This is a genomic window from Aureispira sp. CCB-E, from assembly GCF_031326345.1.
In the GTDB taxonomy this organism is placed as follows: Bacteria; Bacteroidota; Bacteroidia; order Chitinophagales; family Saprospiraceae; genus Aureispira.
In genome coordinates this window covers 220,349-242,943 of sequence record NZ_CP133671.1, presented here as the reverse complement: position 1 = coordinate 242,943, position 22,595 = coordinate 220,349, and the positions used below count along the sequence as shown (strand labels likewise).

Below are 22,595 nucleotides of genomic sequence, written 5' to 3'. Positions count from 1 at the left end.
TATGATAGAAAAACAGGCACTCATTCTACAACAAACGTCGGCTTTTGTACAAAAAGATTTTGAAGTAGAACACATCCCCGAAGATGTTACAGAACAAGAATTGTTACAGTTCTTGGAACAATTTGTATTAGAGCTTTTAGATAATAATATGGAGCAGCTGTTTTATGTATTGTATCGTTTGGATATTAACGAACAAAAAGTCCATCGAGCACTCCATCCAGCAGCCTCTGAACCTCCCCACAAAGTACTAGCAGCATTGATTTTTGAACGAGAAAAACAAAAAGCAAGGACTAGGATTGAGTATAATGAACGTTACGAAGAGGAAGGAGATGGATGGAATAGCTGATGGAATAAAACATTATCGATTGGATGGAGAAATAGACAAACATATAACTGCCAATCACTAGTTTGGAGTGGGTTTTAAAATTTTCTAAATAATTACTTTTTAGTAAATAAAAGGAGTATAAAGAATAAATAGACTATGAGTTGGACAAACGTAGAAATAAAAGCAAGGTGCGCCAATATTGCAGCATTGAGAAAGATACTTGAAGAGTATGACGCAGACTATAAAGGAGAGGATCATCAAATAGATACTTATTTTGAAGTACCCAAAGGTCGTTTAAAACTACGAGAAGGCACTATTGAAAATGCTTTAATTCATTACAATAGGGGAAATCAAGCGGCTCCTAAAGTATCTTCTATTACTTATTACAAACCCAATGAAAGTGCTGCATTAAAAGCTACTCTAGAAGCTGCTTTAGGAATTAAGGTAGTTGTGGACAAAAAGCGTCAAATCTTTTTTATTGATACTGTCAAATTTCATTTGGATAGAGTAGAAGGTCTTGGAACCTTTGTAGAAATAGAGGCTATCGACGAAGATGGTAGTATAGGACAAACTAAGCTGCAAGAGCAATGTCATGCCTATATGAATATTCTAAACATTAAGAAAGATGACTTATTGGCTGTTTCTTATAGCGATATGTTGTTGGACTTAATTGGCTAAAGCAATAGCTGCAACACTAACTTTTGTATTGTTGACTTGTAGCAATGTCTGTGTGCAAGCTTCTAGTGTTGCGCCTGTTGTAATTACATCGTCCACTAATAATAAATGTTTGCCTTCTATTTCGTTACCGTTGCCTATCTCAAAGGCATGTTCCACATTAGCGAAACGATCTAATCTTGACTTTTTGGTTTGCGTTTCGGTGTTATTGGTTCGAATTAAATACTCTGAAGACCATTTTGTACCCATTGAGATGGCTAATCCTTTGGCAATCATTGCAGCTTGATTATAACCTCGTAGTCGTTTCTTTTTGGGATGTAGAGGAACAGGAATAATATAATCAACCGTACTATAAAGAGGGCTATCTTTTAGGATACTCCCATACATTTTGCCCAGCTCTATGCCAATTTGAGGCTTGTTTTCATATTTAAGTTGATGAATCAAATGTTGCAATATTCCTCCTTTAGAAAAAGAGTAGGCTGTTGTTGCATGGACTAATTCTACTCTTCCCCAAAAACGTTCTAGTACAGGGTTAGGGGAAGTACAGTGGTAGTTAGTAGGTGTTAATTTGTAATTGCAATGAATGCAGATTGAAGTTTGCTCAGAAATGAGGTTTTTTTGACAAGCAAAGCAGAGTCTTGGGTAAAATAAATTAACAAGACTTAGAAGTGGCTTAGAGAGTATTTGGAAAGGCGTTTGCATGTTTAATAGAGTCAATTTATTTTCAATGCTTTTTTTTGTAGAAAATAGTATAGCATGATATTTGGTGTATTTGATTGATGATCAAGAGTTTATATGATTGTGAATTTATATTTAAATTGTTGTTTATCAGTTGTTTATGTGTTATTTGGTTGCGAAATAAAAAAATGAAAAATGTTAAATTAGTAGAAATATAAATGGATTAATTGATTTTTATTATAATAAAAAAGCAAAAAGAAATAAAAAATACAAATAAGCTATTGAATTATTGAGTTTTAAGTATTAAATTTAATATTCCCCCTAAACAAAGATAAATTATTACCATTCAAACTTTATTATTATTATGAATAGAAAAACTACAATTATCTTAGCATTCGCTATCTTAGGGTTTGCTAAAGTCAATGCACAAAATGTTGGTGTGGGCATCGCTGCCCCAACAGCGAAACTGCATGTTAATCAAACAGCGGGTGTTGATGCTATTTTGGTAGATCATGCAGGTGCAGCAGGTAATTCAGTCGAATTAGTCCCAACCAATACTGCTAATACCAGCTCTGTTTTATTTATAGCGAATGCTACATCTGGCGCAGGTATCAATAATGTTATGGCACACACAGCTTCAACAGCAAGCTCGATTATATCTAATAACCAGGGTTTGGGAGTAGGGTTAGACGTACTTCAAGCAAATGCTGGTGCTACACAACCTGCTTTACAGGTAGTACAAAATGGTACAGGAAACTTTTCTAGAGGAGTTGATTTATATATGGATGCAGCGAATGTAGCAGCAGGATATACGTTATTTCATCAAGGAACAGGTGTGGGCATGTATGTGGATATGAGTAATGCTGCGAATGCATCTACTGGATATGATTTGAGACATGCAGGAACTGGACGAGGTGTGTATGTGGACTTATCAGAGGCAACCAATGCGTCTACAGGCACCGCTTTATATCATGCGGGAACTGGGCGAGCTTCTTTTATGAGCTTGACCAATGCTGCCAATGCTGCAACAGGATCTGCTTTATATCATTCAGGAACAGGTGTAGGAGGCGAAATTGGAATTCTAAACACTGCTAATACTAGTATGATATACTCCCTATTTCACGATGGTTTAGGTAGAGGAGAGCAAATTGTGTTGAGCAATGCTGCCAATACCGATATGGGGTTGGGGGTTTTTCATAGTGGAGATGGTACAGGGCAATATATAACGATGAGTAATACCGCAGCAACTAGAAATAGCTTGGGGTTGATTGTTAACTACAATGGTACTGGTGGCGGTGCTGGTGGTGGTGGAAATGCTGTAGAGGTACAACATTATGGAAACAATGGAAATGCTGTGGATGTATTTATGGGAAACCCGACAGTGGCAGCAGGACCAGCGAATACAACTTCTGAATATGCCGTACTTTCTGTTAGCCATATGGCAACAGGGACCTCTCCAACTCCAGGTTTAGTCAAAACTGCTATTAGTGCCTCCAATAATAGTGCTGACCCTACTATATTGGTCAACAATAATGGAACCGCAGACGGAAGTGGTGTAGAAGTCTATATTACACCTGTTGTTGCAGCAAATCAGGCTGCTGCTATTTATTCTCAATCTGCGGATGCAGGAGGGGGAGAAGGTATTGGTGTTTTTGGTTTTGGTGGTGATTTGGGAGTTGTTGGTTCTACCAATGGAGGAAATAATTTGGGTTTATTTTCGAATACCGATTTTGCTGCTGTGGGAACGAAGGCATTTATGATTGACCACCCATTAGATCCAGAAAACAAAACCCTACGTCATTTTTGTATAGAATCTGATGAGGTCTTAAATATGTATAGAGGGGTGATTGAGTTGGGTGCCAATGGACAAGCTATTGTAGAGCTACCAGATTATTTTGATGCGATTAATATTAATCCAAGTTATCAGTTAACAGCAATCGGAACGGCGACACAGCCTTATGTGCTTTCTGAAATTGCGAACAATCAATTTGTTGTTGCAGGTGCTCCTAACACTAAAGTTTCTTGGACAGTACATGCACAAAGAAATGATCCTACTATTCAATATTACCAATCAAAAATTGATAATTATACAACTAATGTTAGAATGAAACGTCCGCACGAGATTGGCAAATACTATACACCAGAAGCTTATGGAAAGACAAAAGAATATGGTATTCTGTACAATGCGGGAAGAGAAAAAAATTACTTGGAACGTGGAGCTATTGTGAAACAACAAAGAGCTGTAACGGCAGGAGAACTTAACAGTGTTTCAAGGGAGAAACATGACAAAAAGGAAGCGGCTGCAAAACAAGAAATGCGTTCTAACAAAACAAGAACAGCAGAAACTGTTACCAAGCGCTAGAGCGTACTTAGGTATCGCAAAATGAAAAAACGCAGCAGTCTAAAATGGATTGCTGCGTTTTCTTTTTTGTATAAGATATTTTAAGCCAACTAACTACTTAGACCAATTTGAGAGCTGATGCATTAATCTGCAATTTCTAAGACAATGGTTTTTCCTTTTTTATCAATTAGAGTGATGGAATCAAACGATATATTAGACAAGGTGTACTCTAGTTTAAACTCATCTTCATCTTCAGGGCTGTTGGTTAGAGTTAAGGTCTTTTGGTTGTTGGAAATTTCCCAATTGCCGTACAAATCAGTTTGGTTGTTGACAGTACCTTCAAATGAACCATTAATATTTAAATCAAGAAAAATAGTACCACTAACCCACTTATGTGCTAAAAGTAAATAAGTGTCTTCTTGGTTTAAAATAAAGGGAGGTTGATAAGATGTATTAAAACCTGCTTGTAAGGTAGGGACTGTGGCAAGCATTAAAAAGGTTAGGATGGAAAAAAATACGTGTTTACTCATAGTGTGTGATAGGTTAAATCATGCTATTTGATAATAATTAGAAGATAGTAAAGGGACGTTTTTTTAAAGAGGTAAAACTTCTCTAGTGTTGTGCGCAAAATTATTCTAGAAAGTTTATTCTATGAAAAATAAAATATTAAATCATTATTAACAATAATAGCGAACTAATTTTTTGTATTACTAGCATATTTAAGCTAAAAGCGGCTTAAATATAGGGGACGTTCCATACGATCTTATTATGTAACAGCTTCGTAGGTAGAATGTTTGGGAGGAATCAGTACTTCATGGATATAATAAGAAACTATAAAATCAACTAGGAATAATAGCCTGTGATGTCTTGACAATATCGTTTGGTACGTAAAAGGGGAAAAATTAAAATCAGTAGAGTGAACATTCCCTACTGATTTTTTACTTGCTAAATAGCAACACAACTAAAGGTTTTATAAAAAAGTTGGTGCTATTTGTCAGGTGAAACAAATGTTAATTCCTTTCCATCTTGATCCAACACCTTCATGTTGTTTAAAGACATATCTAGAATAGTATAAGAAACATTCAAGTTATCACCTTTGCCGTCTGATGCTTTGGTGCCTTGTAGAGTCAATGTTTTTTGGTCGTCAGAAACTGACCATTGACCAACGACAATGTTTTCGCTGTCAAATTGCCCTTCGAAAGAACCATCAATTTTTAGGTTGATGTAAATTTCTCCACTTTCATTTTGCCATTTACGAGCCAATAAAATATTGAAGTCTTCTTCTTGATTAGCTGATGGAGCACTTCTTGTATTAGAATGAACATCAGCCGCAGCTCCTGCTGATTCTGGAGATGGAGTTGAACAAGCTACGACCATTAGCAAGAAAGCAAGACTGAATAAAGTTAAAATATTATTTTTCATAAAAGTTGGTTTAAGATAAACTAAAGACTTATTTTTTGTAGTATAACACTCAATATTTTACTAAAAGCATAAAGTACTTCTGATTTTATAAATTATTATAAATCTATAAAAAACATTTGAGGTATTTATGTATGCATTTGGAAAACATATTGTTACCCTTATAAGAATGAGGGATTGAATGTTTATTGCAAAAAACAAAAAAACAAGAAAAAAAACAAGTAAATGTAGAATGTTACTTAGCTTTTATAAAGCTTGCAGTTGTTTTTTCGCTTTTATTCTTGGCATAAATCCAATATATGCCAGCAGGAAGTTCCTTAATATTAAACTCTTGTGGGGCACTTGCTGTGTTTTGTGTCTTTGTTTGAAGAATGCGACCAGAAAAATCGGTTAAAAGGTATTGAATTGATGTTTGGTTCTTAAAATTAGCACGAACATTAATGAATTCTTGTGCGGGATTAGGGGAAATATTCAAAAGTGTGGACGGATAAGCTGTGGTTTCTATTGTACTACAATATCCAGACCTGCCTCCCAAATGAAGACCTATTGATGGGACTGTATGGCTCCCATGTTCTTGTGTATTGATAACTTTATTTTGGTTAGAGTCTATAGCTATTGTAACAAATGAGTGAGGTATTACATTGCTAACATTGGTTAAAGCCATATTTTGAGCAAAGTTGCTGTATGCATCTACTCCAAACCAGAGATGTTGTGTGGAATCTAAGGTGGTACTGCTGACTGGTTCTTGTTTTATAGTCACTAAATAATATCCATTGTTTGTTAAGTTGTTCATTGTAATACCTGAAATGGGATTGACGAAAGAAATAACTCGCCCAAAACCATAGGAACCTGGTGGAACGATTGTTCCTATCCCTGTTAAGCGAATCATGCCTGTTCCAACATGTTGCAATTCGTTGAGATGATCAAGTATACCATTGTTGTAAACCGTATCTCTAAATTGATAAATCTCTGCGGTGAGGTTCATAATACTATCTCCCGTGTAGTCCCAAGGCACGAAATACCCAAAGTCAATAGAATCAATTCTAATTTGGTTGGTATTGCCTCTTGGAAAATAATACATGGAACCATATTCGTAACTTGTTAGATCTTTTCGTGCTGGAAAAATAGCGGAGGTTGTAAGTACTTTTGCTGTTGAATTAGAGAGTCGTGCTTTAGATAGATAATTAATATAGGTATGTTGGTAAAGGTGCGCTGCATTGTTCAAATAATACCTCGCACTATCATTATCGTTGTAAGCATCGACTTGGCGGTGTTGTAGAGTATAGGTAATACGATATGTACCTTGACCGTATAACATGAAGAAGTTAATGTTTTTTAGATTTTTGGTTCCAAAAATAGAATTTTGAGCGTGAGCAAGTAATGTATCTGTTACGAGGATGGTGTCGTTATAAACATTAGCCACATTGGTATGATTGTTATAAAAATCAATTCTTAGGCAAATCATAGCAGAGTCGCTGGGCAGCAGATCCTTTGAACCATGATTCACAACTCTCAAACCAAAGTACCACTGCTGAATATCGTCAACGGACAAGTTAATGGGGGCAAAGTACTGATTATTGCCAATCTTTATGTAATCGCCTTGTTCTTCTAATTGTGGACTACTAGGGTTGGGACGAGCAATCGCAAAGTCATAATCTGCCGCTACCTCAATAGAAACATCATCAATCATAGCGAAATAGTACTCTCCTTCAAATGTAAATTTTAGGCGACAATTGGTGAGATTATTACTACCATTAGTCAAACTAGGAAAATACGTTCTTATCCACCCAGGATTAAAAGGAGCTTGTAACGTTAGGTAGTTAATAGAAGGAGTCCATGTTGTACCATCATCGGTAGACATAGCGATACTTAATTCATCTATGTCATAACTTCTATAGCTAGAAAAAAATTGAACCATTAAACTACTGTCTTGATAAGCACTCAAGTCAATTCTAGGAGAAATTAAGGCACCTTTGTGTCTACTGGGAGAAGTTCCCGTTCCTAAAGCACCTGTTACAGCATTATTATCCAAAAGATCAGAATCAAAAATGGCGACCCCATTAGTTTGAGATGGTGAGGGGAGAGGAGCAGGTGTTTGCCAAGGATGAGCGGCATAAGCTCCTTGCGAATACCCTAAAGTATTTCTAGTCCAATAGGCATTTCCAGGAGATATAGAATCTGTATCATAGATGGATAGGGCTGTCCAGGCATTTGGAGCGTAGTTGTTATTGGTTCCTGTAGTAATAAAAGGCGTTTGAAATTCTCCTTCGGCAGCACCATTATTGGTTCCTGCACCCCAAATTTTGGTTTGAGCACGCAACGAGTACATAGATAGCAATAATAAGAGGTTACAAAGTATGCTAGTTTTCATAGTGAATGATATTAGTAAAATAGGTTAGAGTTGTTGCAGCTGCAAAATTTTACTTTATGGATTAGTAAATAGTGCGTTGTGGGGATATTAAAAATACTAAAAAAAAATGTTAATTATAAGATTTTGAATTATTTAAACATTGGTTAAATGTTTTAATTGTATTGCGGGCTTGAAAAAGGAATAAACCTCATCAGAGATTGATGAAATTCTAGCTTTTGAATAGAGATTGTTTATCTTTAGCTTTCTCAATTTCGGATTTATATGATTTATAATTTTAAAAATGCAACTTGAAAAAATAGTAAATAAAATTGGTGAAATTTACGCGCCACTGTCTGCCGAATGTCAACGTGAATTTATCGCTAATTCGAATTTAATGACGATTAATAAAGGAACAGTAGTTGTTCGAGAAGGACAATTTTCAGGCAAAGCGTTTTTGATTATAGAGGGTTGTGCAAGAGCCTATTATTTAAAAGATGGAAAAGATGTTTCAGATTGGTTTGCCTTTGAAAATGAATTTATGTGTTCCATTGTCAGCTTTTTTAGCAAAGAACCAAGTCCTCATTATATTGAGTTTGTTGAAGATTCGATAGTTATGGAAATTTCGAGAGATGCGATAGATAATCTTTGTAATAAATACCATGATTTTGAACGACTGATTAGCAAAGTAGTTACCCAAACAATGCTCGGGTTGCGAGAAAGACTATCTTCTATATTATTCAATAAAGCTCAAGAGAGGTACGAGCAGTTGATTGGTATTCGCCCTGATATAACCAATCGAGTCCCTCTGATGCATATTGCTTCCTATTTGGGAATAACACTAGAAACTTTGAGCAGAATAAGGAATCCTAAAAATCGAATTTGATTTATATCAAATGAATTATCTCCTATTATGTTGAGTTTTGCAGAGAAAATAACAATAGCGAATAAAAACATCAATAGGATGAAAAAAATACTCATTATTAACGGACACCCTGATAAAGAAAGTTTCAATTTTGGTCTTAGTAATGCTTATAAAAAAGGAGCCAATGCATCTAATGCAGAAGTAAAAGAAATTATTATTCGAGAATTAGATTTTAACCCTAATCTTGAATTTGGTTATCGAAAGAGAATGGAATTGGAGCCAGATTTGGTAGATGCTCAAGAAAAAATACGATGGAGTGAACACATTGTTATTGTTTTTCCTGTATGGTGGGGAGGTTTTCCTGCTATTATGAAAGGTTTTTTTGATCGAACATTCTTAGCGCCATTTTCATATAAAAAAAGAGAAAATTCTCTTTGGTGGGACAAAATGCTAGGAGGAAGAAGTGCCAGAGTGATTTGCACATTAGACCAGCCTAGGTGGAGTTATGGACTCCTGTTTGGGAAGCCAAGTCATCACTCTATAAAAAGATCCATTTTACATTTTACGGGCATCAAACCTGTTAGAATAACGTCTATTGGTCCTTTGAAAGATTCCACAAGAGAATGGAGGAATAAATGGATTGAAAAAATTGAGCAAATGGGGAGTCATTTGAAATAATTGTAGGTGCCAATGGGCTGATTTTGAATGCTAACCTAGTGAACGCTTTGCTTTTAGTCAGCGATGTTACTACTGAGTAGCTTTAACGAACGATTGAATAATTAAAAAATATAAAAATATAAAAATGAGAAAATTAATGATTATTGTATTGGCCACTATTATAGTTGGCTGCAATACCAACAGCTCAGAACCAGAAACCATTCAAGGCACAAGTCCAACTCCCCAGCAACAAAATCAAAAGGATGGATTAGCAAAACATTTAAAACCGTTTAAACCTGAACTACCAACAATAGGACTTCTTATGTTCGATGGCGTTTTGCAGGGAGAAGTTATTGCAACGTCAGATGTTTTTGGCAAGCCAAGTAGAGATTTCGAACAACTTTTTAATGTCATAACGATAGCTGAGGCCAAGGCTGCCATTACGACAGAGGAAGGCATTCATTTGGTTCCTGATTATACATTTGATAATTGTCCTAAATTGACAGCCTTATTTATTCCAAGTGGTTACGACATGCATACACAGGTTCGTAATGTGAAAATGATTGATTTTATAAAAAAGAAAAACGAAGAAACTCAATATATAGTAAGTAATTGCGCAGGAGCTCAACTAATCGGTGCGTCAGGAATTGCAGATGGTCATAAAATTGTTACTTACATTGGAGGTGGTCGGGAACTACAGAAACAGTATCCCAATTTAAAAGTTCAGGATGACAGTTTGGTAACCTTTGTTGAGGATGGAAAATTTAGTTCCTCAAATGGAAATTTAACCAGTTACATTTCTGCTTTGAATTTAGTAGAAAAAATGACTAGTACTGCGCATAGAGAATTTGTCGAAGAGTATTTGTATATTGATAGACTTAGAAATTGGAAAAAATAAAAAGAAGGGCTTTTAGCTTATCTTTTTGAAAGGTAAAGGGAGGGAGCAAAAGTATGTAAAATACCCTCCTTTGCTTTTCGTTATCTCATAAAGCAAATAAAATAATGGGTAAGCAAGTCATCTCTATTATAGGTATTGGCGAAGTAGGAGGAGTAACAACATCATTACTTTTGTCCAAATTTACAGGCACCTTGTTCAATTTGATGGATATAAATATTCGGGAAATCAAAGGGAAGTTGCTTGATCTCGAACATGCAGCCACTGCTCGGAACAATACAATTATTATTAATAGTGATGCATTGTTGTGTCAGTCGAACATAATTATCTATAGTGCAGGTTATGGCAATGCTCCTGGAATGGATCGAAATAGTGTTGCTCAGCACAATAAAAAAATTGTAGATCAAGTATTTAAAGGAAAAAAACTATTAAAATCTGCGATAATAATTGTAGTGACAAATCCTGTAGAATTAATTAGTTGTTGGATTCGTCAAGTATTGCATAACGAGATATTGGTTGTTGGGACGGGAACCTCATTAGATACATTTCGATTGCAGTATCTATTGTCCAAACATTTGAAGATAGATATAGATGGTGTTCAGGCCTTGGTATTGGGGGAACATGGAGCGCATATGACTCCTATTTACTCACAGAGCCAATTAGCGAATAAAAATACAGATAGTAGTATTGATAGTTTGCTTTCTGAAGAGGAAAAGGAGCAACTCTTGAGTGATTTGAAAATGGCAGCTACTAAAATTAGAGCAACAGAGTCAGCTACTAAATATGGTGTATCAGAGTGCGTTTGTCAGATTGTTGAAGGTTTTGTAGGAGAAAATAAAAAGCCAAAATTTATGCCTTTGTCTATCAATATAAATTCTTTTTATAAAGAGCTATTGGAAATCCAAGAAGATATTTTTATTAGTTTGCCTTGTAGCATAGCACGGTCAACAGTGACAATTGTCAACTTATTAGAACTTAGCAAAAAAGAAGTACTTGCTTTGAAGCAAGCTGCTATGGCTCTAGAAGGGTTATTAAAGGAATAAAACTCATAATAGAAAAGGATTGCCAAAGAACTAGAATAGTTGCTCACAGTTTACGGAAAAAAGCATAAAAAAAGTCCCTAATCTATCAAAGAATTAGGGACCAATTTAATAGTTACCGCGTCTGTAAATTATACTGATTGTTAATCGGATACGGACAATTTAACAAACTGAAACTGTTATTTTAAATTTATTTTTTAATGATACGTTGTGTCTTAGCTCCTTTATCTGTTTCAGCAGTCAAGAAATAAACACCAGTAGGGAAACGCTCTACATTGATAGTTTGTGTTTCTGTTGTCACATTATCACTATTGAACATTAACAATACACGACCAGAAACATCTGTTAAGATATAACGTACATCGCGTGCTTCTTCAAACTCTACTTTAAAGTTTAAGTTTGTTGATACAGGATTAGGGAATACAGTAAGACCAACTTCCTCACCTGTTTGGATCACTGGATTACTAGTTGATAATGGGAATGGTGCCATGTGAATACCAATAGAAGGAACAATGTTTGCCCCAAAACCTAACCAGTTCCAGTTAGTCGAACCACCAGCATCTGTTCTAGAAGAAGGAGATGGGTTAATGATAGTATCGTTCATAGACATGGCTGCATTTAAGCTATAGTTATACTCGTCTGCACCGATCCAAAGTCCTGTTGTTGATGTGAAGGTTGACATGGCTCCACCTAAATTAGCAGGATCTTGTAACAAAGAAATATAATATAAACCGTGATTATCCAAGCCACCCATTGCAGCACCACTTGCATCTACAAAGCTAGATACAGTAGCTACTTTATAGCTTCCCGCAGCAGTTGTGGTACCAAGACCAGTTAAAGGTGCAACAGCCAAACCAACTTCTGTCAATTCATCGCTATCCAAAAGACCATTTGAAGCAGAAGATCCAGATCCATCAACTAATCTATAGATTTTAACAGCCATAGATTGTGATGCTGGACCAGTATAGCCATTAGGTACTTGATAACGGAATTCTATAGAGTCAATTGATAACCCACTTGCTTGTCCTTTAGGGAAATAGTATACAGAACCATATTCAAAGGCACTAATAGGGCTACTAACTCCAGGGAAAACACTACGAGAAGAGAAGACGCGTCCATCAGCAGTTGCTATTCTAGCTTTAGAAATATAGCTAGTTGTTGTTCCTGTAATCGTAAATATGTGTGAAACGGTATCGTTTGTAGCAACAGCATCGGTACCGTTATGGGTTACCCAATATCTTGCACGGTAGCTACCTTTTCCATTAGCTGTAATAAAGTTGATATTGTCCAATTCTTCAACAAATAGACGACCATTAACATCGCCACCTATTACCGTATCAATAGCCATGCTATCAACATATACATTAGGAGTCAAAGCATTATTAATTTCATCGTAAAAATCAATAACAACATGCATCTTAGCATTATTAGCTGGCAAAATATTTTGAGCACCGTAGTTAACTACTTCTGCTCCCCAGAACCATTCGTTTGTATTGGTTGGGTCTATGTTAGACAATGCTTGATATCTATTTCCTCCAATTTTAACAAAATCGATAGAACTCCTCAAATTAGTTCCATTAGGATCTGGGGTTCCAATAGCGATGTCATAAGCAGGAGCTGTTTCGATTGTTACATCATCAATCATTGCATAGTAATATTCTTTATCAAAAACAAAACGTATACGACATTGACTTAAGTTAGCTACACCATTGGTAACGTCAGGCATCATAACACGAACCATGCTTGATGTATTAGCAGCTTGCAAAGCTCTATAATCAAATGGAGTACTCCATGTTAGACCATCATCTACAGACATAGAAACGCTTAATTCTGCGACATCATAATCTCTATATTCAGAAAAGAATTGAACGACTAAAGGTGTATTCGCATATCCTGTTAAATCAATACGAGGAGAAATTAGTTCACCTCTGTGGGCAGAAGGAGATGTACCTACACCTTGAGCACTAGTTCCATTGTTATCCATAAAGCCAGAATCAAAAATAGCAACACCATTCGCTTGAGAAGGTGATGGCATAGGAGGAGGTGTTGAACCAACAGGAGCAGCATAGTATCCTTGAGAATAACCTAAAGTACTTCTTGTCCAATAGGCATTACCTGGGGTAACACTTCCACCACCTTCATTGACAGAAAGTGCTGTCCAAGAAGTAGCGGAGTAAGAACCAGAGGTAGTTGATTGTGTGAATGCATTTTGGAATTCTCCATCTGCAGAACCAGCTGAAGCTCCTGCACCCCAAATTTTAGTTTGAGCATTGGCTCCTATAGAGCATAGGTTTGCAAGTGCCAATGCGCAAACAAAGAATAGGTTAAATTTAATCATGATAGTTTAAATTTTTAATTAGTAAGATTTGTACTGTGATTCAGAGACCTGAAACGTAAATGACTAATATTTTTAAGTCAATAAATGATAACATAAAGACTTAAGACGACTCTGTACTGTTTATTAAGAGGCTTAAGAAAAAAAAGGGATTGCCATACAATGTTGACTAGACATTATATGATAGAAAGTTCGGAAGATGGTCAGGTTTGTTCCTATGCTAATCGTCCCCACGAAGCTGCATTTGAATTCATTATTTCTTGACCACCCTTCCTACTATTTCTAAGCAATAAAAATTAACTTTTAGTTTAAAAAATAAGCAATATTAAAGAACAAATCTATTATTAGATAACAGTGACCTTACGGCCACTATTATCATTCAAATAGGTTTGCAAGCAATTTGTGTAATGAACTTTTTCTGATAAAATTAGGCATAACTCTGCCTGTTCTAAGATTTGGAAAATCTATAATCCAACCTTAGAAATTCAACTTGTTAATAGAGAGAATGGACTAAATTCTCTCAACTGTAATGGTGAAGTTAGTTGTAAGTAAACTTAACGTGATTTTTCAGATCACTGAATTAACGAACAACGAATTTACCTGTATGAATAGCAATGTCATCTCCAATTAAGCGATAGAGATAGACTCCTTGACTAAGATTTTCTCTATGAAGCGTAATGCTTTGTTGTTTGTTCACTTGTAACGATTGGATGGTTTTACCTGCAAGATCTAGAATTTCTAGTGTTGTTTGCTGGTAATCAGCGCCATCTATAGTAATTGTAGCCGTTGTACTAAATGGATTAGGAAATAAATGTACGACTACTTCTTTATCTTCTTTTGTATAATCTTTAACTTCTGTTGTTACAGCAGAAACAGTTGTATTGGGTGTTGTACCATAAACTGTTTTATCGCCTATAGCCAATGATGTTGTTTGACTATGAATATCTAAAATAATTGGACCTCCTCCTTGATTATTATTAGAACATAGTTCCGCAGAAAACAAGGTAGTAATATCATTCAAATCATTAATGGTGCTGGCTGTTCCTGCGCCATTATTGGAAATAACTAAGTTTGGTTGAACACCACTAGTAGTCAAAACAGATAATAAACTATCCCAAGTTGGAATATTATCTAAGAATACATGATCTTCAAAAACAGAACTACTACCTTGACCTAAAACAGGTGGTCCAGGAGCACTATATTGCATATTGGCTGCTGTGGTTGTAACTGCTGTGTTGATATTAGTATCATTAGTATCATCATTGTTATTTCCATTCCCGACACCATTATCACTGTTGTTGCCTGCATTGTTGATAATGAATTGGTTAATCATTCCTTGACAAGGGTTGTCGGGGTATATATGTACATTAGTACAATGTATTTTCTTTTCAGAATTAGGTATTTCAATATAGAATGCAGCGCATTCCGAACTATTAACATTACCGAGGTGAAAGGTGTATTTCTTACCAACTACAGAGTAAACAGGGATGGTAGCTTGTGTAATTAATAACTCATTGGTAACCTCGATTTCTACATAAGCACCTACCGCAGTAGTATTACCGTGGTTGCAATAAGAGACCTCAACAATGCCATTATTGTTATTGGAGTTAATACTCACCTCCATTAATGGACAGTTATTACTGTTTTGCAAATTACTATTAGCAAGCGATATCTGGGCAACAGATACGTGGTATAAAACAATGAAAACAAATGTAAGTATAGTGAGTCTCATAATTGCGTGCTTTAATTTATTATTGCTATTAGTCCTTGTGTGTTTTACAAATCTATAACATTATATATATATAGTGTAATACAAAAAAGACCATTTGTCAGAAAAAATAATGTACTTGATAGCTTTAAAAATGCCATTTACTCTTTTGTAATAGCTATTTTATACATTTTTTAAGTTTATTTTATCAGATATTTCATAGTATTCATTTTGTTTTTATTATTGTTATTATAAAAATACTATGAAGCTAACAAGTTGATATTTAGGGAGTTAGTTTTTTATTTTACAAATTTATAAATTGCTGTTTTTCAGTTTATTGTGCTTTTTTATTACGAAGTAATATCCTGTGTTAAATTTGTTTTAAGATATGTTGATTTAAAAATAAATGAACTTATTGCAAATCAATAAATATCCTTACATAAGTGTTTATAATAGATGGTAAGTAAAACTTCCGTTTGAGTTTATTATCATAATTATGTAAAAATGATTACTCAAAATTAGATAAATAGTGTCAATTAATTAGCCACATGAATAATGCCATCTACTGTTTTTTTTTCTTTTTAGTGTCAGTGCTATGTTAAAAAAGAAAAAAAATTACAAATGATCTTCCTATACAGAGATTTCTATTTTCTTAAAAAGCTAAATAACTTGAGATAAATGAATTCTTATTTATCAGAAAAAAACTCTAAATTACTTCGCCCCACAATGAATAATTGATGGCTAAAAAGCCTTTTCTAATAATTATTATCATGTATAAAAGCAAATTGATAAGGCTGTATCAGACATTGGATGATGGAGAGATTCGGCAGCTTAAGAAATGGATAAAATCCCCTATCCACAACAAACACAAAGATGTTCAGTTATTGTTTGAGTATCTTTTTTCAAGAAAGGGAATCACACCTATAACAACAGACCGAGAACGTGTTTTCCAACATTTGTACCCGAATAAAAAAATGAACATGGCCCGTTTGCGTCATGTCATGTCTTTTGCGACAGATGTATTAGAAAATTTTATCAGATATATTGAGTATGTTTCGGACGAAAAAAATGGAGAAATTCTTTTGTTGAGGAGTTTTCGAAAAAGAGATTTGAGAAAGGACGCCGAAAAACAAGAACAAGCTTTATTGAATAACTTGGCAGAAGAAACAATTCGAAATGAAGAATATTATTGGACAAAATATCAATTGGAGTTGGAGTTGTTTCGTTTGGAAACGGATACTGATCAGCCAACTAGTACGAGTCTTCATTTGCAAGAAGTAATGAATAGTTCTTCTGTGGTATTTGTCTTGAGTACACTGCGTTATGCTTGTATTAGTATTACACACCAAAACTTATTTAAGACAAAGTATGACATCCCGTTTATAGAAGCCATCTTGGTAGCTATAGAAGCAGGGAACTATGCTTCTATTCATAGCATACAGTTGTATCATGCTTGTTATATGGCATTGACCAAACCAGAGGACGATGATAATTATACTCGGTTAAAAAGTTATATTACAGAATATCCAAATCTTTTGCCTAAGGATGAATTTAGGGAGTTGTACGAAATGGCTATCAATTATTGTATTAAGAGGTTGAATAAAGGAGAGCGTTACTATATAGAAGAAGCATTTGAGTTGTATATGAATGGGATAGAAACAGGGGTTCTTTTAGAAAATGATTATTTGAGTCACATTGCTTACAAAAACACGGTAACTATTGGGTTGCATCTAGAAAAGTTCGATGCTGTCAAAGATTTAATACCTAAAGGAGAATATCTGTTGCATCCAGAACATCGGGAAAGTTATGTGCATTATAATACAGCTAATTATTACTTTGCTACCAAAAATTATGATAAAGCCATACAGCTTTTGATTTCAATGGAATATGACGACTTGTTTATGACGATAGGAGCAAAATTATTGTTGCTTAAAATCTATGCTGTTGAAGAAAGCTTTGATTTGTTAGAGTCTTTTTTGCATAGTTTTGCACAATTTGTTCGCCGAAAATCTGAGTTGAGTTCTACCCACAAACAAAGTTTTTTAAATACCATTCGATTCACACAAAAGGTAGTATATGCTTATACAAAAGAACAAAAAGCTGCCTTGAAAGAAGAAATAACAGCGACCAATCCACTACCTGAAAAGCGGTGGTTATTGGAGCAACTAGGCGAAAAAATGTAGTATACTGTCCGTTAAGTTTTACAGACAGTATACCTATAAGTAATTATGAATTATGACAGCTTAATAGGTCCTTTGCCAACTTGGTCTTTCAAGTACTGCCGTCCTTCACAGAAATCTAATAAATCGGATTCTATAAATTCTTGAACAGCATTTTTGATCGAGTCAGGATATAACAAATGGAGGTTAGGTCCTGCATCTAAACTAAAATAAAGGTGATTTCCTGTTGTTTTGCGCCAAGCTTGAACACGTTTGATTAGCTCTATAGAATTGCCTTCCATTAAAATATACGAAGGCTCAGAAGTCATCATTAAAGCGTGTAATTGTAGGGCTTCTTGCTCTGTGATGGTTCCAAAAGTTGCCAAATCGCCCTCTTTTAGGGCTACCAAAAGTTTTTCTAAGTTGCGGTGCGCTTGCTGGTAACGAATTTCTGCAAATGGATTGCCCTCCATCAGCGCATGCCCTGCTGTACTAGAAACACTTTTCTCTTTTTTGCTAACCATCAAAATATCATCATGAAAACTGTGAAAAACTTCGTGAACCTGTTTGGCAAAAGGAATGGCATATTCATTGGAAGAATTTTCTGCTAAATCAGTAACGCCCCACAATGCCAAGTAAGGATAAACAGAACGGCTCGCAGATCCTGAACCCAAACGAGCAATATCTGAGGCTTTGCGAAAGAATAATTCTTCATTTGGCATGGTGATACTGACTTCTCTTTCCATACTGCAAAGGCAAAGCGCCAACGCACTCATACTAGATGCAGAAGAGGCAATTCCAGCCGAGTGAGGAAAGGAGTTGTGTGACTCTAAATGCAATTTGTAAGCTGTAAGAAACGGAAAGTATTCCGTAATACTTTCTAGAAAACGAACAATCTTGTTTTTGAATGCTTCGTTCTCTTTGCCTTCAAATAAAAAATCAAGTTCTATTTTTCCATTGTCCTCTTTGGGAGTATAGCTTAACGAAGTTTCTGAATAGGCATTTTGAAGGGTAAAACTAATGGAAGCATTTTTGGGCAATTGACGACCATATTTTCCCCAATATTTGATAAGAGCTAAATTGGAGGGACTACGCCAAGTTATTTTCATGAAAATTGTATTTTTTATGTTTTTTAAATCTGTTTGGGTAATTTGTTATGAAAATACCTTCTTTTTTTTAAAAAACAAATCATCCGAAAGTCTAATTGTTAGATGCCTTGTTTTTACTTGTTGCGCAGTTGCTATGAACTCCATTTTTATATTGGTCGTTTTAATTTGAATTTTAGAGGGCAATTTGCATACGACACAAAACCTAATAGAGAATGCTTGTTACAAAAATAAACAAAGAAATATTTAATCGTTATCCACTAAAGGAAGAGGATCAAATTTGGCAAAAACTCCAAAAGATGAATGTAGAGCCAAAAGGAAAAATCCCTAATAACATACTTTGTTTTTTAGAAGAAGGAACCATTCGAAAGTATTATCTAAATGTTGGAATAGAGTTCGACCAAGAATTGTCCCTAGATTTTTATTTGGCAGGAGATATATTTGTAACTGAGAAGAATAGTTTTTCAAAACAGATTTACTATGAGGCAATAGACAATGGTGTGTTGTGGGTGGCAGAGATGAAGGAAGTTCAAAAACTTATTGTTGCCTCGCCTCAGTGCAATACTTATCAGCGGCTTTTTTTAGAAAAACAATTGCGGGATAAGACAGCCAAAGAAATTCAACGGTTAAAATCAACCCCCCAAGATTTGTATCTATATCTCCTCCAACATAGACCAGAGTTTTTGCAATTGATTCCTTTAAAATATTTGGCTTCTTATATTGGTATAACGCCCCAAGCCTTAAGTCGAATCCGAAAACGGATTAGTTAACCGAAGTTCATTGCCTTGTTCCTGCGTTTGATGTTTTTTTGTAGAAACAAAAATACTGTAATATGAAAATTCAAAAATTAAACTGGGCAGGAGTAAAACTCCTTATTTCGGGGAAAACAATCTTAATTGACGCCGTAGAAGATTTTTCGGCGTATAAACCCGTATTGGGGCAACCCAAAGTAGATTTGGTGTCTTTTTCTGATGATACTAAGGCAGACTATATTATTTTTACGCACTTACACTTTGATCATTTTGATGAAAAACTGATTGCGAAATGCTTAAAGCCAGATGGGAAATTATTAATCTACGCAGCTCTAAAGCCACTAGTTGATAACCTAAGGGCAAATTTTGACGCTATTTTCTTAGAGTTAGAAGAGACTTATGCTGAAGACGGAATTAGTTTCAAACCTGTTTTTGCAATGGATGGAATTGGAGACATTCAATCTTCTTGGATTGTAGAAGGAGAGGGAACGAAGGTGTTTCATGGTGGCGATACTATGTGGCACAATCAGTTTTGGAGGTTAGGAAAAGAAAACAAAGATATTGATTATGCTTTTTTGCCTGCCAATGGGGTAACTGTTAATTTTACTATGATTGGTCTAGAATACAGTCCAGTAGTAGCCTCGCTGAGTATTCAACAGGCATTTGTTGCGGCTAAGTTGCTTCATGCAAAGTGCTTGATACCAATGCACTATGGCTTGTTTGAACGAGCACCTTATTATGTGCCAACCAATTTTGGAACCCAAGATCTGGTCGAATGGTCCAAGAAAATGGAGCAAAGGTATTTGCTATTAGAAGATGGTCGTTATTTGGAGGCAGAGGAAATGGTTGAGTAGTGTGGTAGATTAAAAATAGATATATTACAACGAGGTATTTGAGGAACTATTGAATTTTACGAAGAATTGTTTAGATAGGCGGCAATAACACTTATTTAACTTGTTCTTTTCTTGTTTTTTCACATCTAAGTTTAGATTTGTATGGATTCAATTACACAACTCAATCTAAGGTGAAAGATTTTAGCAGTTCTAACGATAAACAAAATTATATTTAATTTTGAAACGCAAACTTTGGAGAAGTATAGCTACATCATTTGATAACTGTAATTGGGTGTTTGGTGACGATTTAACTCCAAATAGTTGTAAGAGTCAATAATAAGTAGATGTGGATTTTTGTAAACATTTCCTTGTGTAGAATTCTTTGAAAAAGATAAATCTACCCTTCAAGGAAGCTATCAAAAAAGATAGTTTCCTTTTTAAATATATATAACTATGTTATACTATTTGGTGTACACATTTTCCCTTATGATTTTTTGGGGATTATTGTTTTTAGATTTAAATAAACCTGGGTTATTAGGCATTTTTATAGGATTAGGATATACCTTTTACTCTTCTTTTATCATTCGTTGTTTTGTAGAAGAGGAGCACATTAAGCTAAAAATAATTAAATTTATAGGACCGACTATCTATGTATTACTATCATTATATACGCAGAAGATTAGTTTATACAGCTTAATAAGTCCAATAAATATGGCTTTTTTTATTTTTTGTATAGCTCTCTTTTCCAAAGATAAATTTCCAAAGAAAGAGGTACAGTTTTTTGTTGTCGCTTTTATATATTTATATAGTTTTTCTATTTATAATGTATGGGACAAAGGAATGAGAGTGAATGCTAGGAATAACTATGATTTCGAAATTCAGGCAAAATCAATAAATAGAAAAATTCCTGACTTGTCACATTATCAATTTTTAAATTCAGATTTAGATTCAATTCACTTGAGTGGAAAAGATGAATATATTATTATTGAGACTTGGAATGAAAAATGTATTCCTTGTTTTAAAGCGATGGCAGGAATGAATGATTTTTATAAAAATATAGCTGCTAAAGCAAAGCAATATTATGTGTATATTCCTGTTAAGAAAACGGTTAATTATGACAAGGTTTTTGCATTTGACAAGATCGAAGATAAGAGTAGTATCTTAATAGACATCAATTTACAAGATGATGCTTTATTAAATCAATATCCTGTTTTTCTTGTTTTTGACAAAGAAGGAACTTTAGTATTTAGTCAAGTTGGCTACAAAGAAAGTGCTAAAAAGGATTTACAGAAAGGTATTTTGTCTGTGTTAGATTGAACAGCAATTTAACTACTAAAAAATGACACTTAATGAAAAAAGGTTTGAAAATGATTGCGTGATATGCCTTTTCAAACCTTTTATATAGTCACTACATAGTAATATATTTAATACTCCTTAATCAACTCTTTGTATTTTAATACCGTATCAAAGCCTTTTTCTTGAAAATAAGCTTTGGTTTGTTCTTCTGACTGGTTGCTAGTTGCCAAAACAAAATCACCTCCCCAGCCACCTAGCGATTTGATTTCTCCCCAGTAATCTTCAAAATACAACTCTTTTGCTCTAGGCTGTTGAATGATGCTTTGTACCAAGTTTTCGTGTTCTTCAATTAATGCTTCAAAGTCCTCTAGATTATGTGTGTATTGGGCAATATCATGTGTGATTTGCGTAATACGAGGCAAAGGTCTTTCTCGTTCTTCGGGTGGAGTAACAGTATAATAAACTAAAGCTTCTCTAGAACTTTGCTTTTTTCCTAAGTACACAAAATAGAGTTGATCCTTGAACTCAGGGTTGAAATTAGATTTGTCCCAACGATTATTGCCATTAAATTTTTGAAACAACAAAGGTCCCTCTGATTTAGCAGCAACGATGTCGTATCCAGAACCTCCAAAGGTGTTTTCTAACAATAAAAAAGGATCTATTTGAGCCCATTCGGCAATCATTGTGATTAATGTAGAGCTAGAACCAAGTCCCCAATCTCTTGAAAATTCTAAAACAGATTGCGCCTCCCAAGTTCCTTTTACTTCTTTTAGGAAACTTGGGTTTAGGTTTTGGGCTTCTTTTAATATATTTTGCAAATTTTCGGCTACTTCAAGATGATCTTCTCCACCTTCTGACGCGATGATTTTAAAATTAGGTAGTTGAAAGGTTGCTTGAAACCAAATCGTATTGTCTTTAGAATAGCTTTTCCAAATCAATTTAGAATCGCCTTTTGAATTGGATTGTTGTACCTCTAATGTTTGTCCAAGTTGGGTTGGTAATGCTAGAGAAACAGCTCCTTCCGTAACAAAGTACTCTCCTGTCAAGAGTAGTTTTCCGTTGGTACGCATAGAAAAGCTCATAAGTAAATATTTTTATGGTTGTGATTTTACAATAGTTCGTTGAAAAACTTTATTAGTTTGATAATCAATAAGTTATACCTTT

The 22,595-nt window shown here is 34.8% G+C and carries 19 protein-coding genes; 11 read left to right on the top strand and 8 right to left on the bottom strand.

Annotation, left to right across the window (positions count from 1 at the left end; translation table 11 throughout):
- Position 1 precedes the first annotated feature (1 nt).
- Together QP953_RS01010 and QP953_RS01005 are read left to right on the top strand one after the other, a co-directional pair.
- Positions 2-346: a hypothetical protein gene (locus tag QP953_RS01010; RefSeq protein ID WP_052596345.1), complete on the top strand. Its 345-nt coding sequence runs from the start codon at positions 2-4 to the stop codon at positions 344-346.
- Positions 347-481: 135 nt separating this feature from the next.
- Complete coding sequence (locus QP953_RS01005; protein WP_309553686.1) at positions 482-1,003, top strand: class IV adenylate cyclase; 522 nt, start codon at positions 482-484, stop codon at positions 1,001-1,003.
- On the opposite strand, the gene QP953_RS01000 is transcribed toward QP953_RS01005, so the two are convergent.
- On the bottom strand, positions 992-1,702 hold the full coding sequence (locus QP953_RS01000; protein ID WP_052596342.1) for a ComF family protein: 711 nt from the start codon (positions 1,700-1,702) through the stop codon (positions 992-994). The genes QP953_RS01005 and QP953_RS01000 overlap by 12 nt on opposite strands.
- Before the next feature lie 340 nt (positions 1,703-2,042).
- Between QP953_RS01000 and QP953_RS00995 the strand changes: the two genes are divergently transcribed.
- On the top strand, positions 2,043-4,040 hold the full coding sequence (locus tag QP953_RS00995) for a hypothetical protein (protein WP_309553685.1): 1,998 nt from the start codon (positions 2,043-2,045) through the stop codon (positions 4,038-4,040).
- A gap of 122 nt (positions 4,041-4,162) precedes the next feature.
- Here QP953_RS00995 and QP953_RS00990 read toward each other — a convergent pair whose 3' ends face one another.
- The 3 genes from QP953_RS00990 to QP953_RS00980 all read right to left on the bottom strand — a co-directional run bounded on the left by QP953_RS00990 (position 4,163) and on the right by QP953_RS00980 (position 7,809).
- Positions 4,163-4,549 carry a hypothetical protein gene (locus QP953_RS00990; protein WP_052596338.1) on the bottom strand — a complete coding sequence of 129 codons (387 nt, stop codon included), beginning with the start codon at positions 4,547-4,549 and terminating at the stop codon, positions 4,163-4,165.
- 457 nt (positions 4,550-5,006) lie between these two features.
- Positions 5,007-5,441, bottom strand: coding sequence for a hypothetical protein (locus QP953_RS00985; protein ID WP_052596336.1), 435 nt, complete (start codon positions 5,439-5,441; stop codon positions 5,007-5,009).
- A 232-nt stretch (positions 5,442-5,673) separates the two neighbouring features.
- The gene (locus QP953_RS00980) at positions 5,674-7,809 is read right to left on the bottom strand and encodes a T9SS type A sorting domain-containing protein (protein WP_309553684.1); all 2,136 of its coding nucleotides are present in this window, start codon (positions 7,807-7,809) and stop codon (positions 5,674-5,676) included.
- A gap of 373 nt (positions 7,810-8,182) precedes the next feature.
- Between QP953_RS00980 and QP953_RS00975 the strand changes: the two genes are divergently transcribed.
- The 4 genes from QP953_RS00975 to QP953_RS00960 all read left to right on the top strand — a co-directional run bounded on the left by QP953_RS00975 (position 8,183) and on the right by QP953_RS00960 (position 11,245).
- Positions 8,183-8,671 (top strand): Crp/Fnr family transcriptional regulator, encoded by a 489-nt coding sequence (locus tag QP953_RS00975; protein ID WP_197043829.1) that lies wholly within the window; start codon positions 8,183-8,185, stop codon positions 8,669-8,671.
- Between the two features lie 78 nt (positions 8,672-8,749).
- Complete coding sequence (locus tag QP953_RS00970; protein ID WP_309553683.1) at positions 8,750-9,328, top strand: NAD(P)H-dependent oxidoreductase; 579 nt, start codon at positions 8,750-8,752, stop codon at positions 9,326-9,328.
- Positions 9,329-9,452: 124 nt separating this feature from the next.
- Complete coding sequence (locus QP953_RS00965; RefSeq protein ID WP_309553682.1) at positions 9,453-10,205, top strand: DJ-1/PfpI family protein; 753 nt, start codon at positions 9,453-9,455, stop codon at positions 10,203-10,205.
- Between the two features lie 104 nt (positions 10,206-10,309).
- A complete protein-coding gene (locus QP953_RS00960; RefSeq protein ID WP_309553681.1) occupies positions 10,310-11,245 on the top strand; it encodes a lactate/malate family dehydrogenase in 936 nt (311 codons plus the stop codon).
- Positions 11,246-11,432: 187 nt separating this feature from the next.
- Here QP953_RS00960 and QP953_RS00955 read toward each other — a convergent pair whose 3' ends face one another.
- Together QP953_RS00955 and QP953_RS00950 are read right to left on the bottom strand one after the other, a co-directional pair.
- Positions 11,433-13,580, bottom strand: a complete 2,148-nt coding sequence (locus QP953_RS00955; protein ID WP_309553680.1) for a T9SS type A sorting domain-containing protein — start codon at positions 13,578-13,580, stop codon at positions 11,433-11,435.
- Positions 13,581-14,157: 577 nt separating this feature from the next.
- Entirely contained in the window at positions 14,158-15,309 is a 1,152-nt protein-coding gene (locus QP953_RS00950) for a T9SS type A sorting domain-containing protein (RefSeq protein WP_309553679.1), read from the bottom strand.
- Positions 15,310-16,055: 746 nt separating this feature from the next.
- Between QP953_RS00950 and QP953_RS00945 the strand changes: the two genes are divergently transcribed.
- The gene (locus QP953_RS00945; protein WP_309553678.1) at positions 16,056-17,468 is read left to right on the top strand and encodes a hypothetical protein; all 1,413 of its coding nucleotides are present in this window, start codon (positions 16,056-16,058) and stop codon (positions 17,466-17,468) included.
- 50 nt (positions 17,469-17,518) lie between these two features.
- On the opposite strand, the gene QP953_RS00940 is transcribed toward QP953_RS00945, so the two are convergent.
- Positions 17,519-18,553, bottom strand: a complete 1,035-nt coding sequence (locus tag QP953_RS00940; protein ID WP_052596321.1) for a diphosphomevalonate/mevalonate 3,5-bisphosphate decarboxylase family protein — start codon at positions 18,551-18,553, stop codon at positions 17,519-17,521.
- Between the two features lie 212 nt (positions 18,554-18,765).
- Between QP953_RS00940 and QP953_RS00935 the strand changes: the two genes are divergently transcribed.
- The 3 genes from QP953_RS00935 (at position 18,766) to QP953_RS00925 (ending at position 21,452) form a co-directional block, all read left to right on the top strand.
- Entirely contained in the window at positions 18,766-19,320 is a 555-nt protein-coding gene (locus tag QP953_RS00935; RefSeq protein ID WP_309553677.1) for a hypothetical protein, read from the top strand.
- A gap of 62 nt (positions 19,321-19,382) precedes the next feature.
- On the top strand, positions 19,383-20,156 hold the full coding sequence (locus tag QP953_RS00930; RefSeq protein ID WP_309553676.1) for an MBL fold metallo-hydrolase: 774 nt from the start codon (positions 19,383-19,385) through the stop codon (positions 20,154-20,156).
- A gap of 465 nt (positions 20,157-20,621) precedes the next feature.
- Positions 20,622-21,452, top strand: a complete 831-nt coding sequence (locus QP953_RS00925) for a hypothetical protein (RefSeq protein ID WP_309553675.1) — start codon at positions 20,622-20,624, stop codon at positions 21,450-21,452.
- Positions 21,453-21,559: 107 nt separating this feature from the next.
- Here the strand turns inward: QP953_RS00925 and QP953_RS00920 are convergent, their stop codons facing one another.
- The gene (locus QP953_RS00920) at positions 21,560-22,513 is read right to left on the bottom strand and encodes a GYDIA family GHMP kinase (RefSeq protein WP_309553674.1); all 954 of its coding nucleotides are present in this window, start codon (positions 22,511-22,513) and stop codon (positions 21,560-21,562) included.
- Positions 22,514-22,595: the final 82 nt, after the last annotated feature.

Excerpts from the sequence above, each read along its gene's own strand:
- QP953_RS01010 (WP_052596345.1), top strand. The coding sequence starts at position 2 with ATGATAGAAAAACAGGCACTCATTCTACAACAAACGTCGGCTTTTGTA.
- QP953_RS01005 (WP_309553686.1), top strand. The coding sequence starts at position 482 with ATGAGTTGGACAAACGTAGAAATAAAAGCAAGGTGCGCCAATATTGCA.
- QP953_RS01000 (WP_052596342.1), bottom strand. The coding sequence starts at position 1,702 with ATGCAAACGCCTTTCCAAATACTCTCTAAGCCACTTCTAAGTCTTGTT.
- QP953_RS00995 (WP_309553685.1), top strand. The coding sequence starts at position 2,043 with ATGAATAGAAAAACTACAATTATCTTAGCATTCGCTATCTTAGGGTTT.
- QP953_RS00990 (WP_052596338.1), bottom strand. The coding sequence starts at position 4,549 with ATGAGTAAACACGTATTTTTTTCCATCCTAACCTTTTTAATGCTTGCC.
- QP953_RS00985 (WP_052596336.1), bottom strand. The coding sequence starts at position 5,441 with ATGAAAAATAATATTTTAACTTTATTCAGTCTTGCTTTCTTGCTAATG.
- QP953_RS00980 (WP_309553684.1), bottom strand. The coding sequence starts at position 7,809 with ATGAAAACTAGCATACTTTGTAACCTCTTATTATTGCTATCTATGTAC.
- QP953_RS00975 (WP_197043829.1), top strand. The coding sequence starts at position 8,183 with ATGACGATTAATAAAGGAACAGTAGTTGTTCGAGAAGGACAATTTTCA.
- QP953_RS00970 (WP_309553683.1), top strand. The coding sequence starts at position 8,750 with ATGAAAAAAATACTCATTATTAACGGACACCCTGATAAAGAAAGTTTC.
- QP953_RS00965 (WP_309553682.1), top strand. The coding sequence starts at position 9,453 with ATGAGAAAATTAATGATTATTGTATTGGCCACTATTATAGTTGGCTGC.
- QP953_RS00960 (WP_309553681.1), top strand. The coding sequence starts at position 10,310 with ATGGGTAAGCAAGTCATCTCTATTATAGGTATTGGCGAAGTAGGAGGA.
- QP953_RS00955 (WP_309553680.1), bottom strand. The coding sequence starts at position 13,580 with ATGATTAAATTTAACCTATTCTTTGTTTGCGCATTGGCACTTGCAAAC.
- QP953_RS00950 (WP_309553679.1), bottom strand. The coding sequence starts at position 15,309 with ATGAGACTCACTATACTTACATTTGTTTTCATTGTTTTATACCACGTA.
- QP953_RS00945 (WP_309553678.1), top strand. The coding sequence starts at position 16,056 with ATGTATAAAAGCAAATTGATAAGGCTGTATCAGACATTGGATGATGGA.
- QP953_RS00940 (WP_052596321.1), bottom strand. The coding sequence starts at position 18,553 with ATGAAAATAACTTGGCGTAGTCCCTCCAATTTAGCTCTTATCAAATAT.
- QP953_RS00935 (WP_309553677.1), top strand. The coding sequence starts at position 18,766 with ATGCTTGTTACAAAAATAAACAAAGAAATATTTAATCGTTATCCACTA.
- QP953_RS00930 (WP_309553676.1), top strand. The coding sequence starts at position 19,383 with ATGAAAATTCAAAAATTAAACTGGGCAGGAGTAAAACTCCTTATTTCG.
- QP953_RS00925 (WP_309553675.1), top strand. The coding sequence starts at position 20,622 with ATGATTTTTTGGGGATTATTGTTTTTAGATTTAAATAAACCTGGGTTA.
- QP953_RS00920 (WP_309553674.1), bottom strand. The coding sequence starts at position 22,513 with ATGAGCTTTTCTATGCGTACCAACGGAAAACTACTCTTGACAGGAGAG.